The sequence below is a fragment of the Undibacterium sp. 5I1 genome, assembly GCF_034314085.1.
Lineage (GTDB): Bacteria > Pseudomonadota > Gammaproteobacteria > Burkholderiales > Burkholderiaceae_D > Undibacterium.
Genome location: NZ_JAVIWI010000001.1, coordinates 24,345 through 37,590 on the forward strand (window position 1 = coordinate 24,345; position 13,246 = coordinate 37,590).

Consider the following 13,246-nt stretch of genomic DNA (forward strand, 5'->3'; position numbering starts at 1 on the left):
CCAGTTGCAGTAAAAACTGCAACGGCTTGGTCAATAATGAGAAACGTGATTTCAAAAAACTCTCTTGTTCCTGATTGATCAAGAGTCGCTCTGATCAATCCTTTTTGTATATATGCGGTGAGATCACACGCATTTCGCCTTCTATCCAAGCCTCTACTTTTTGCATCATTTCAGCCGCACTCAAACCATCAGGTGGTATTGGTTTGCCGATTGATACCGTGATCAGACCTGGCATTTTGATGAAAGAATTTTTAGCCCAGCATTCACCGGAATTCATCGCGATCGGTACAACAGGAGTATTGGTTTCTGTCGCCAGGCGAGTACCGCCCATTTTGTAATTACCTTTTTGTCCCACCGGGATACGCGTGCCTTCCGGGAACATAATAACCCATTGTCCATCAGCGAGCCGGCGACGGCCATGTACCACGACTTGGGCGAATGCATCCTTACCTTTGCTACGATCAATCGGGATCATGCGCATCAAAGAAATGCCCCAACCGAAGAAAGGGATGTAGGTAATTTCTTTCTTAAATACGAAGACTAAAGGTCTTGGCATGCAGGTCAAATAGAAAATGGTTTCCCATGCCGATTGGTGCTTAGACAGTAAAATAACCGGCGCATCTGGCAGGTTTTCCATTCCTTTGATTTGGTAGCGGATGCCGCAAATAACTTTGGCCGTCCAGATCACAAATACATTCCAGCGCGCGGTCCAGTAGTAACGTTTGTTATACGGCAGTGGTGCAAACAGCAAGCAAGCCATAGACCAGATCACTGTCGCAACAGCCATCAGGCTAAAGAATAAAACCGAGCGTAAAAAATAATTAAAACGAAGCATTGCACATCCTAATAAGATCATAGCTAATAAGGTCACAGCTAATAAGGTCACAATAAATTACAGAAAACTCCAGCAGACTCAATCAGCGATGATATGTTGTATTCGTTTGCTAATTTGTTAGATTAGCTCAAACCGCCACAAAAAATTCCGCAGGTACAGTTTTTAAAAGAATATCCACCATCGAGGCGAGGTCTGGATAAATCTGTGTCCCCGGCGGTAGTCCTCCTTTTTCAAAGGTCTTTTTACCTTTGCCTGTCAGTACTAGATGCGGCAAGCAGCCGCATACAAATCCCGCCTGCAGATCACGCAGCGAATCGCCCACACAATGGATGCCTTTTAAGCTGACATCGTAACGACTGGCGATTTCTTGCAGCATGCCTGGTTTGGGTTTGCGACAATCACAATTATCTTCAGAGACATGCGGGCAAAAAAACACGGCATCAATTTCAGCACCGACTTGCTGTGCTGCTGAATGCATTTTTTGGTGAATCGCATTCAGCGTCGCCATATCAAACAGCTTACGTCCAATACCAGACTGATTGGTAGCAACGACGACTAAATAACCAGCCTGATTCAGTTTAGCAATCGCTTGCAATGAACCGGGTATCGCCTTCCACTCATCAGGAGATTTGATGAACGCGTCTGAGTCCTGATTGATTACGCCATCACGATCCAGAATGATTAGCTTCATAGTTTTTTCCATTGCTTCTTCTCTGTTCTGTTTGCGCGATCGATCTTGCTTAGTTGACTGATTAAACTGATTTTATGCTGCAAGTTTGGAAATGTCAGCCACCTGATTCAGCATGCCGTGCAACTCGTTTAGCAGCGCTAGACGATTATTGCGCAAGGCCTGATCCTCGGCGTTGACCATAACATCATTGAAGAAACTATCGACTTCAGCACGCAATGCCGCCAAGATTTTTAAAGCGCCGGAGAAATCACCTTGAGCGAACGCTGCATCGACCTTTGGCTTTACATCACACATCGCCGTATGCAATGCTTTTTCGGCTGCTTCTTGGAGTAACGGCAACTGTACCGATCCTAGCGCGCCATCTGTTTTTTTCAGAATGTTAGTGATTCGTTTATTGGCAGCTGCCAGCGCGCTGGATTCGGGTAAAGCAGCGAACGCTTGCACCGCTTGGTAGCGTTCTACAATATTATTGAGTTTATCTGGACGTTGACTAATTACCGCATCAATTTCATTCTGAGTATTGTTTTTATCAGACAATGATTCTCTGATCTTTTTTCCCAGCGCCATTACTTGTAATGAACCGTCATATCCTCGGAGCAGTCCATTCAAGCGATCATAGATAAAATTCAAGACATCAGTTGTTGGGTCTTTAAAATTAACATTATTACTAAATTGATTTACAGTATTATTTATTAACTCTAACAGCGATAAATCTAATTTTTTCTCCATTAACATTCGTACGATCCCTAAAGCATGGCGACGCAAGGCAAACGGATCACGATCCCCCGTTGGTTGCAAACCTATGCCCCAAATGCCGACCAGCGTTTCTAATTTATCGGCGAGCGCAACCGCGGTGCCTGTCGCGGTCGCAGGTAAGGCATCGCCCGCAAAACGTGGTTGATAATGTTCGGATGCGGCAGCAGCAACCTCTGGATTTTCATTATCATGTGAGGCGTAATACGTACCCATAATGCCTTGCAGTTCTGGGAATTCGCCTACCATATCGGTCAATAAATCAGCCTTTGCCAGCATCGCACCGCGCTCTGCCAACGCAACATCGTAGCCCAGACTTTGTGCGATTTTTCCAGCGAGTGATTTCACGCGCTGCATACGTTCAGCCTGGCTACCTAGTTTGTTGTGGTACACCACATTTGCCAGCATAGGCAGACGCGCTTCCAAGGTTTTTTTCTTATCTTGCTCAAAGAAGAATTTGGCGTCAGACAGGCGAGGGCGTACCACACGTTCGTTACCTTGAATGATATGTTCTGGCGTCGCTGTTTCCAGATTAGATACGATCAAAAAGCGTGAGCGCAATTTGCCTGCGGCATCGGTCAGCGCAAAATATTTTTGATTCGTCTGCATCGTCAGTATCAGACATTCTTGCGGTACTGCCAAGAATTCATCCTCAAATTTGCACTCATACACAACTGGCCACTCGACCAATGCCGTGACTTCATCCAGTAATGGTTCTGGCATCAAAACCTGATCGTCCCCCGCTTTTGCGAGCAAGGCAGTGCGGATTTTTTCTTTGCGTTCAGTGACATTGGCAATGACTTTACCCTGGCTCAGCAGATCCGCAGCATAGTCATTTGCATGCGCTATATTGATTTGGCCGCTAGTCAAAAAGCGATGTCCTAAAGTGATGCGGTCACTGGTCAGTCCCAGTAGTGCCAGCGGTACCACGTCAGCACCATGCAGGGCGATGATGCGATGTACCGGACGCACAAAATGGACTGTCGCACCGTCTTGACGTTGATAGCTCATGACTTTAGGAACCGGCAATTTATTAATCGATTCTTCGACCGTTGCTTGCAAGCTATCGGCTAGTGCAGTACCTGATGCAGTGTAGTTATAGAAAAAACTCTCAGCCTTGCCATCGACCGCACGTTCTAACTGGCTGATTTGCAAATCTGGGAATCCCAGTGCCGCTAACTTCTTCGCCAGCGGTGCGGTGGCATTACCTGCCGCGTCTAATGCCACAGAAACCGGCAAGATTTTTTCACGGAGTATTTTGTCCGGCGAGGTCGGACGCACATTGGTAATACTCACGGCCAGCCGGCGCGGTGACGCATAAGTTGTTGGGACAGAATCGCTCTCTAAAAAATCGCGTGACTTTAAGCCGTTGACGATACCCGCAGCAAATGCTTCGCCCAGCTTGGCGAGTGCTTTGGGTGGTAATTCTTCCGTGAGCAGTTCTACTAATAATGTTTGGTTCATTTCTTTTATTCCAGAATGGAGATCGCTTGCGAGCAGATATATTGTCGTTTTTGTGATCGCTAAGATGTCACTAAATTTAAGCGGCTTTCAGTTCCGCATTTGAGGCAGTCTCTAAAGCGGCTTTTTTATGCTGGCAATCTGGAGCACAAATCGGGAAGCCCAATGCTGCCCGCGAAGCCAAATAAGCCGCCGCGACCTTGCGTGATAAGTTGCGGATACGACCAATATAGGCAGCACGTTCCGTCACCGAGATCGCACCCCGAGCATCTAGCAAATTAAACGTATGGCCAGCTTTTAAGATCATTTCATAAGCTGGTAAAGCGAGTGATTTTTCTTCTACTGCCAGCAATTTTGCCGCCTCAGCCTCGTAGCTGTTAAATAGCGAGAACAAGAAATCGGTATTTGAGTACTCAAAGTTAAATGTCGATTGCTCGACTTCGTTTTGGTGGAATACATCGCCATAGGACAAGCGCACTGTTTTGCCGTTTTCTTCGCGCTCAGTCCACACCAGGTCATACACGTTTTCTACGCCTTGCAAATACATCGCCAGCCGCTCAATACCGTAAGTGATTTCGCCCAGAATCGGTTTGCAATCAATCCCGCCAACTTGCTGGAAATAAGTGAACTGGGTAACTTCCATTCCGTTCAGCCAGACCTCCCAACCCAAACCCCATGCACCTAAAGTCGGATTTTCCCAATCATCTTCCACAAAACGCACATCGTTTTGCTGCAAATCCAGACCGAGCGCTTTTAAAGAACCAAGGTAGAGATCCAGAATATTTTCTGGTGCTGGTTTTAGTACCACCTGATATTGGTAGTAATGCTGTAAGCGATTAGGATTTTCACCATAGCGACCATCCTTAGGGCGGCGTGACGGTTGTACATAGGCGGCGCGCCAAGGTTCTGGTCCAATCGCTCTTAAAAACGTGCCCGTGTGTGACGTACCTGCACCGACTTCCATGTCATAAGGTTGCAACAAGGCGCAACCTTGCGCAGCCCAGTATTCTTGCAGTTTGAGGATGATTTGTTGAAATGTAAGCATTATGATGTTCCGCTTTGATGAATGGCGCAGACTGAAGTTTGCTAAACCTTGGATTTTAGCGGGTTTTGCCCTAGATAGGCGAATTTGCTTGCAGCATTGACAGCTCAGATACTTGCTGAACCCAGAGTCACGGAGGCAAAAAAACCAAGAGGCAGTCACCGGTTGGCGCTGCCTCTTTTTATTGGCTACATGAGCAACCTTAAGTCTTACATCTCTTTTGGACAGGCACCGAATTGATTTTCTGAACGCTGGCTATCAGTTGCCCAAAATACGATCAGTACGATGACGCCCACTACCGGCACCAGGCCGATCAACAACCACCATGCGCTACGGTCAGTATCGTGCAGCCTTCTTACTGAAACTGCCAGTCCGGGGATCAGAGTCGCCAATGAATATAAGCTGCTGAGCAGTCCAGAATCCGTCCCGAAGTATGATGTCCCGGTTACGCGATCAACGATCGATAATCCTATGTTGATTAATATCGTGAACAGAGTAAAAAACCAAAATTCTTTACGACGTGAACGACCGCTAAACTGGATATATTTTTTTAATACCAGCACATACCAGTCGAAGGCTTGTGAAATATCTTCCGACTCCACTGGCAGCGCTGATGATGTTGACGATACTGTCTGTGAGGCGCCGCAATGCGGACAGGTTGGGGCGGTTTCGTGAATTTCTTTACCGCAGCCGCGACAAAATACCATGCTCATTTTGTACCCTCTATAAAGTTGTATTGCGTAGTCTTATGTTTTGTATTTTTAAAAATCTCATTTTTTGAGAACGCATTTAGTAGTTGAAACCGCCAAGCGTTTTGTTCTCTAAAATTTATGTCCAGAGATTAATCCTATTACCTTGTTTATCCGTAAAACTGCCGACCACAATCATAATAAAATCAATCAGCGCCCAAATCCCTAGGCCACCGAGTGTGAGCAATTGCAAAATACCTGTTCCGATTTTTCCAACATAAAATCGATGTACGCCAAACATGCCTAAAAAGAAGCAAAACAGCGCAGCCGGAAGTATTCTTTTTTCTGATTGGGTTTGCTGTTGCAAAGTGCCCTGTGGCGCACCGCAATGTGGACATGTGACAGCAGTTACATGGATTTCTTTTCCGCAGCCGCGGCAAAATACCATACTCATTTTTTTCTCCTTGTCGTGTTGGTAGTGCGTGATGACAGTGAATATCGATTACCAGCACTTGTTTTAAATAAGGTACTACCCGGTACCACTATGCAGAAAAAATTACCAATAAATCTATTAACACTGATAATTTCATGAGAGTACTTGTTTTATTGAAACGACAAAACAAAAATGTCAAAAACTTGTAGAAACTGTTGGATTGATACCCTAAGCTCGTGCATAGATACAGTTAACAAATCGCTTTTCGCATCCCGCCGTATAGGGCAATCAGACTGCAGATCGTTGGACGGAACTATTGTCGCTATTGCCACTCTGACAGAAGTTATTTTTAGCATGTCGATTTTGTCGCATCTTATTCAACCCCAATTTTTATCCGAGGTAAAAATGTATTCCACTCGATCGACGATGTTGTCCCGTATCTATTCAGTTGCTTTGATTAGTACCCTGTCAATCGGATCGCAATTTGCTTATGCCGACGGCTTAAGTGATTTAAAGACTGCTTTGATCAGGTTGCAAGGCGCGACACCGGTGAAGGCAAATTTGGAAGCAAAGACATGGAGTCGTCAGGGGGATGGTAAAGACGCAGATGAACGCAGTGGTATCGCCAGTGTGCAGATAGAGGAAGGGCCGCGTGGCTTGCAGGTGTATTACAGCAGAGACTTGTTGAGTCGACTGGAAACCGAAGAACGCGCCCGTGAAAAAGATCCAAAGGCCAAAACCCCAACGCTTTCTGCGCTCAACGATATCAATTCTAGTGAGCTGCGTCCGTTGATTTATGCCGCCAATAGTTTGTCCCGTGCAGTAGAAAAAGCCATATTCAAAAATGAAAAAGCGGATACCTACAATGGTAAGCCAGCGCGTCTGTTGAGTTTTGAAATGACCATCGACAAGATGACCGAAAAGGAGCGTAAGTATATTAAAAAGTATGAAGGTAATCTGGATATCTGGATCGCTGCCGACGGCACACCGCTGGCCAGTCGCATGCATGAAACCGCATCCGGGCGTGCTTTTATTGTGATTAGTTTTGAAACCAGTAATGACAACGATCAGGTCTACGGTTTAGTCGGTGACCGTTTGGTGATGATACGCAAAGAGACCAAAAGCAGCGGTGCAGGTGCAGGCGAGAAGGGTGAAATGCGTAGTATTAAAACGCTGCAATTGCAGTCCTGATGCTTGCTTGGCGTTGCTATTGCAACCGCCTTTATTCTGTTATCTATTCTACCATCTCGCAGCATAGATAAATATATACTCCTATCCTGTATATTTAATTGTCCATAGATTAATTGGTCTATAAGCCAATTTTAATAAAAAATAGGGGGAGTATGTTGAATTTTATCTATTTTTTGCTGCGGATTTCCCCATTTGATATGTTATTCGAGGCGAGACTGCTTTTTGTCTTACTCTGAAGTACGCCTTGATTTCCTGCATTTGCCCTGTTCACGCCCTCCGCCTATTTCCGTATCTAAAATGATGCAAATATTTTCAACTGTGCAGTAATTTTTGCGCATTTCTGTGACAATGTTTCTTCATCTCAATTCTGTTATTTCATCTAAAGAAAGCACATCCTGTGTTCTCCAGACAATCGCTCCTACCTTCCGCCGCCATTCTGTTTTTTAGTCTGACCAGTCAACTCGGCCTGGCGCAAACTGCTACTTCAGCCAATCTAGCTAGTCAAACTATGACTGCAAGCAATACCACGGCGAACAACAAAAAAATGATCACTCACGATGTCTATGCTAATTGGCGCAGCATTCAGGGCGATAAGCTTAGCCGGGACGGGCAGTGGGCAGCGTATGCATTGGTCGCGCAAGAAGGTGATGGCGAGCTAGTCATCCGTCATCTTGCCAGTGGACGCGAATGGCGTTACCCGCGCGGTACTGCACCTATCTTCAGCGCAGACGCTCACTATGTTGCATTTGCCATCCAACCCACTCGTGCAGAAATCGACAAGGCCAAAAAAGAAAAGAAGAAAGGGGAGGATCTACCGAAACCCGGTTTTGGCGTAATGGATCTAGCAACGGGTAAAGTCGAGACGCTGAACCGCGTTAAACGTTTTGGTTTTCCAGAAGAAGGCGGCAATTGGCTGGCAGTCTTGCTGGAGGCACCGAAAGACGAGAAAAAAGATAGCAAGAAAGAATCTGAAAAAGAATCCACAACCGCAAAGCCGGACGATATTCAAGATGGCATATCCGACCAGCAAATGGCTGGCGCTGGCAGCGCATCCGCCAGTGGCAAAAAGAAAGAGGCAGGCAGCGAGCTACAACTATGGGATTTGACTAGCGGAAAGCACATTAGCTACAAAGACGTAGCGGAGTTTGTCTGGGCAAAAAATGGTGGTTTGCTGGCCTATAGTGTGTCAGTAAAAGACGTCGTAAAAACGTCTGAAAAAGCTAGCGATAAGCTAATAGAGAAAGTGACAGAAAAATCAGCAGAGAAAGTGACAGAAAAAACCAATGAAAAAATAGGCGAAAAAACAGCTGAAAAAATAAATCAAAAAACCGACTCAACAATCGCTAGCAGCACCGACAAAATAAAAGAAGCAGAAAAATCCAAAGAAGCCTCTAAGGAGGGCGTGTATTTATTCAGCACCGCCGATAGCAGCACGCAAAGTCTATTAACAGGTGCCGGAAGCTACAAGCAGTTGAGGTTTGACGACGCAGGTACGCAACTCGCCTTTGTCAGCAACCGTGATCAATTGCTTGCCCTGCGAAATGAAAAATCGAGTGAAAAACTCGTTGAAAATACTACGCAAAAAGAAAAAAATAAAGAATCCGACAAAGCCAAAGACCCCGACCCAACAGCCTTCTCGCTGTTCTACTGGAATACCAAAGATCAGGCCGCCAGCTTATTAGCCAACGGCGCAACTCCAGGCATGCCAATCGCCTGGTCACCTAGCGAATTTGGTGAGGTCGCTTTCAGCAAAGACGGCGCACGGCTGTTTTTCGGCACCGCAGAAGATCCAAAAATAGAACCCAAAGACGCGCCAGAAGCGATGAAAGTCGATCTATGGCATTGGAAAGACCCAGAGCTGCAATCGATGCAAAAGGTCAAGGCAGAAAAAGAAAAGCAACGCAGCTATCGAGCCGTCGTGCATCTGGCCGACAAGCGTTTTGTGCAGCTGGCGAATAAAACTATGCCGGTTGTCATCACCAATGACAATGCCCAGTTTGCGCTGGGTATCAGCGATTTGCCCTATCAGATTTTGCAGTCATGGGATTCTTTATATTACGACGCCTATGCATTGGATTTGCAAACTGGCCAAAGTAAGCCCTTAGCAAAAAAATTACGCTTCGAACCCGCTCTGTCATCTGCCGGTAAATATATGCTGGCCTTTGATGCGGCGACCAGCACCTGGTTTAGCTGGAGTACCGCTGACGGTAGCAAGACCAACCTGACAGGCAAACTTAAAGTCCATTTTGAAGATATTAAACAAGACACGCCAGAGCCACGTTCTGCCTACGGCTTTGCAGGTTGGACAGAGAATGACGCCAGCGTTGTTGTGTACGACCAGTTCGATTTATGGGAGATCAATCCTGTCACTCATGTCAGCACTAATTTGACTGCTGGTTATGGCCGTAAAAATCATTTGGAACTGCGCTACGTCAGCTTAGATAAAGAACAAAAATTTTTGCCATCCGACCAAAATTGGGTGCTCGCTACGACCAATGATACTGATCGTTCTAGCGGCTATGTACAACAAAATCCCAAAGGGGGCGAGCCTGTCAAACTGATCCATGCGAACAAAATGATCAGTGGTTTATTGAAGGCAAAGCTGGCCGATACTGTCTTATTCACCCAGCAAAGTTTTGAAGAATTCCCTGACCTGTGGGCCAGCAATTTAAAAATGCAATCACCACAAAAAATCAGCAACGCTAATCCGCAACAAAGCCAATACAACTGGGGTACGCAAGAGTTGATCAGCTATACCACCGCCGACGGCAAAAAATTAAAAGCCTTGCTTGCCAAGCCAGACAATTTTGACCCGAAGAAAAAATACCCGATGATGGTCTACATCTACGAAAACATGACAGACAATTTATACCGCCATGTCCCGCCAGCACCTAGCCAGAATATCAATGTTACTCGCTACGTCAGCAATGGCTATATCGTGTTACGTCCGGATATTGTCTACACCACCGGTTACCCGGGTAAGAGCGCGATGAACACTGTATTGCCAGCCATCCAGCAAGTCATTGCCAAAGGCTATGTTGATCCGCAACGTGTCGGCATACAAGGCCACAGCTGGGGCGCGTACCAGATTAATTATCTGCTGACGCATACCAACATCTTCCGCGCGGCCGAGGCTGGCGCATCAATGGCAAATATGATCAGTGGTTACGGCGGCATTCGCTGGGGCACAGGGATGAGCCGCGCTTTTCAGTATGAACGCGGTCAGAGTCGTATCGGCGGCACGCCTTGGGGTGATCAGGCGAAGTACATCGAAAATTCACCTATCTTTAAAGTCGATAAAGTCCAGACGCCTTACCTGACCATTCACAATGATGAGGATGATGCGGTTCCGTATTACCAAGCAATTGAGTTTTTTACAGCGTTGCGACATCTAGGAAAAGAAGCCTACTGGTTCAATTACAACGGTGAAAAACATGGCTTAAGAGAGCGCGACAACATCAAACATTACACCGTTCACATGGCAGAATTTTTTGACCATTATTTGCTAGGCAGTCCACGCCCAGAATGGATGGATAAACCGGTTCCTTATCTGGAGCGCGGTAAGCGTGATGTGATGGGATTGTTTAAAACGGCGGAGCAAAAAGAGCAGGAGGCAAAAGCCGATGCCGATGCTAAAGCGAAAACGGCTAAGAAAGAGCCGGCACTAAACTAGCGTTTTATATCTATTAACTCAGACTTAATCTGATAATAATTGCTAGATGGTTTAAAGTAGTTATTAGTTTGCAAGCAAATTGGAAGTGTCATTCGTATGCGCTTCCAATTTGTTGCCAGAAAATATTTTTTAAAGCAATATACTTCAACCATTTTTCTATGGTCGCTATGTCGATACTCCTTTGGTTACTAGTTCCTTCTTGCGCCTTAAGTTTTGCGGCTTCTATTGATTTAAATGAAAGCGATTTGTTTTCGCGAACGGAAAAAATTTTATGGTTCTTTCTCATATGCTTTATTCCTTATGCGGGCTTTCTTATGTTTCGGCGTACCTTACAAGCCAAAAACTGGTTACAGCGAAAATCTGATAAAGACGGTGTGCCAGTTCAATGGGACACAGCAGAAGCTGACTTTCAAGAGCCGAGTAGTTCGTCAGAAATCTATGATAGTTCAGACGGATTTTGGAGTGATGGACACCATTGATTTTTTTACTGCTTATTTGCGACCGTCGGGTAGTGCATTTTATAAGCGCATGACAGGGTTCGCTTAAGGCTTATTTATCTATAATGAAAATTAAACGTTGTTGGCCATTAGAGGACGATCAGCGTAAGAGAACTTGACAAAAAAATGATATCAAAAAACCTTATTTTTTTTTTGACACTTCTAATAGGTGTAATTGCTGGATTTGTTTTAGGTCAGTCGTTTAGAGCGACATATCGAGTGACGCCACCGCATCGTCCATCAAATGTTCCGGTCTCAAGTAGTTGGGAGGGAGGCGAATCTGGTGGTAATTGGTTTGACTGCACCCATCAAGTTGATGGGAAATATCGATGTTTAGTTTTTGCTGATACGACTGGCGTGCTGATTTCCGATGGATTGTATACTTTCATGCCTGAGGACTCGGACGGGCGAATACACCCAGTGCTTCTTAGTTCCGACACCGAAATAAAAGTAAGTGGTTCAAGGCTAATCCGCATTAAGTAATTTGTTAATTGTGCTCAAGCGGAATCGATGATTGCTATAGCTTGCAAGTTGCCAACATGCCAGCACGAAGCCTTAGGTTAAGTCTGAGTTACATTTTATAAAAATGATACTCATCGAGAAGATGTCAGCTACGTGGTGTATTTAGTAGGTATTAATCCGTGTTCATTTTTCCATGGCAACAGAGCGAACCAAAGAACTACTTCAACACAAAGCGCTGCTCTACAACTTCTTTACCCCATTGATTACCGATACACTCCTCCACCAATACAAAGCCAAATTTTTCATAGAGCCGGCGCGCGCTATCCAATCCTTGAAATGTCCAGAGGTGTACTTCCGCGAAATTCTGTTTTTTACAAAACGATATCGCTACATTCAAAAGTTGATAACCAACACCTGCGCCACGTAAGTTATCGTCTACGATAAACCAGCGCAGATGTGCCAAGTTTTGTCCGAGATGCTCTCCATCTATGGCGATTGATCCTGCAATTCGCCCTGAGTCCAGCGCCACCCACAGACCGTTCTGCGGGTTAGTTAATCGGGTCATAAATTCTGCAATGCCGGTCGCTACCTGGCTTTCAAAAAATTGCCCGAAGCCGATCAACGATGAGTAAAAAGATGCATGCATTTCTGTTACCCGACCAATTACGCCGGGTAAATATCCCTGCTTAATTGTAATGCCTTGATTTGATGTTGCTGAGTTACCTAGCCGGCTATTCTCCAGCGCCGCCGCATAAGTCTGTAAGCCCTGCGATATTGTGCGTTGCTGATAGTCGCTGAGCTGATCGATAGCGCTGGCGACCTGTCGCTGAGCAAACGTATTGATCGATGCCAAAGTACGTTTGCCTTGTGGAGTTAAATTTAATAGTTTTGCCCGGCCATCATTGTCGCTAATCGTTTCTTTCAATTCGCCTGCTTCTAATAATTTTCGGATCATCCGGCTAATACTGGATTTCTCTAAATTCAGTACGTCTGCAAGTTGCGCCGCCGTCAGGGTGCGCTCTTCACCGATCTCTACCATCGCATGGACTGCGGACGGTTGATAGTTGGTCGCAGCAAGAGTTATTTGCATGAACCCGAGTTCACGCACCATTTTCCTAGACGCTTTACGAATCGGATCAATATGGGAATGATCAGAATTGGGCATGCTCTCGTCCTAGGATATAAAGTTGTATTGTACAACTAAATTAGTTGACGTCAGGAAAAGGCAGAAAAGTCGAAAAGGCCGAAAAAGTAGGGAAGCGATGCCGTCTCATTTTGACGACGGTTACAAAATAGTTTTCAGCTAAAAGTCTCATTTTTGAAAATTTCGCCGGGTATTTTCAAATAATCCGTCTTGATTGCAACAGCTTTGCTCCGTCAATTTTTACATATCACTATCTGTTTTCCTGCTAAACCGTATTTTTTTACTTGCCTGTTTCATCGCATTTGATGAAAAACTCCTCTTTAAATTAGTAAAATAATTTACATAAATATAAATTGTGTAAATTATTTTCCGTGC

10 protein-coding genes are annotated in these 13,246 nt (G+C 45.3%); 3 read left to right on the forward strand and 7 right to left on the reverse strand.

Annotation, left to right across the window (positions count from 1 at the left end; translation table 11 throughout):
- Window positions 1-94: 94 nt before the first annotated feature.
- From RGU72_RS00110 to RGU72_RS00135, 6 genes are all read right to left on the reverse strand, one after another.
- Complete coding sequence (locus RGU72_RS00110; protein ID WP_322117795.1) at window positions 95-835, reverse strand: lysophospholipid acyltransferase family protein; 741 nt, start codon at window positions 833-835, stop codon at window positions 95-97.
- A 127-nt stretch (window positions 836-962) separates the two neighbouring features.
- Window positions 963-1,526: a D-glycero-beta-D-manno-heptose 1,7-bisphosphate 7-phosphatase gene (gene gmhB, locus RGU72_RS00115; RefSeq protein ID WP_322117796.1), complete on the reverse strand. Its 564-nt coding sequence runs from the start codon at window positions 1,524-1,526 to the stop codon at window positions 963-965.
- A 72-nt stretch (window positions 1,527-1,598) separates the two neighbouring features.
- The gene (gene glyS / locus RGU72_RS00120) at window positions 1,599-3,743 is read right to left on the reverse strand and encodes a glycine--tRNA ligase subunit beta (RefSeq protein WP_322117797.1); all 2,145 of its coding nucleotides are present in this window, start codon (window positions 3,741-3,743) and stop codon (window positions 1,599-1,601) included.
- 76 nt (window positions 3,744-3,819) lie between these two features.
- On the reverse strand, window positions 3,820-4,785 hold the full coding sequence (gene glyQ, locus RGU72_RS00125; RefSeq protein ID WP_322117798.1) for a glycine--tRNA ligase subunit alpha: 966 nt from the start codon (window positions 4,783-4,785) through the stop codon (window positions 3,820-3,822).
- A gap of 206 nt (window positions 4,786-4,991) precedes the next feature.
- Window positions 4,992-5,495, reverse strand: a complete 504-nt coding sequence (locus tag RGU72_RS00130; RefSeq protein WP_322117799.1) for a DUF805 domain-containing protein — start codon at window positions 5,493-5,495, stop codon at window positions 4,992-4,994.
- 115 nt (window positions 5,496-5,610) lie between these two features.
- A complete protein-coding gene (locus tag RGU72_RS00135) occupies window positions 5,611-5,925 on the reverse strand; it encodes a TM2 domain-containing protein (protein ID WP_322117800.1) in 315 nt (104 codons plus the stop codon).
- Window positions 5,926-6,309: 384 nt separating this feature from the next.
- Between RGU72_RS00135 and RGU72_RS00140 the strand changes: the two genes are divergently transcribed.
- The 3 genes from RGU72_RS00140 (at window position 6,310) to RGU72_RS00150 (ending at window position 11,247) form a co-directional block, all read left to right on the forward strand.
- Window positions 6,310-7,095, forward strand: a complete 786-nt coding sequence (locus RGU72_RS00140) for a hypothetical protein (protein WP_322117801.1) — start codon at window positions 6,310-6,312, stop codon at window positions 7,093-7,095.
- Between the two features lie 397 nt (window positions 7,096-7,492).
- Window positions 7,493-10,768, forward strand: a complete 3,276-nt coding sequence (locus tag RGU72_RS00145) for an alpha/beta hydrolase family protein (protein ID WP_322117802.1) — start codon at window positions 7,493-7,495, stop codon at window positions 10,766-10,768.
- A 167-nt stretch (window positions 10,769-10,935) separates the two neighbouring features.
- On the forward strand, window positions 10,936-11,247 hold the full coding sequence (locus tag RGU72_RS00150) for a hypothetical protein (RefSeq protein WP_322117803.1): 312 nt from the start codon (window positions 10,936-10,938) through the stop codon (window positions 11,245-11,247).
- A 697-nt stretch (window positions 11,248-11,944) separates the two neighbouring features.
- Here RGU72_RS00150 and RGU72_RS00155 read toward each other — a convergent pair.
- Window positions 11,945-12,892 (reverse strand): bifunctional helix-turn-helix transcriptional regulator/GNAT family N-acetyltransferase, encoded by a 948-nt coding sequence (locus RGU72_RS00155; protein WP_322117804.1) that lies wholly within the window; start codon window positions 12,890-12,892, stop codon window positions 11,945-11,947.
- Window positions 12,893-13,246 lie beyond the last annotated feature (354 nt).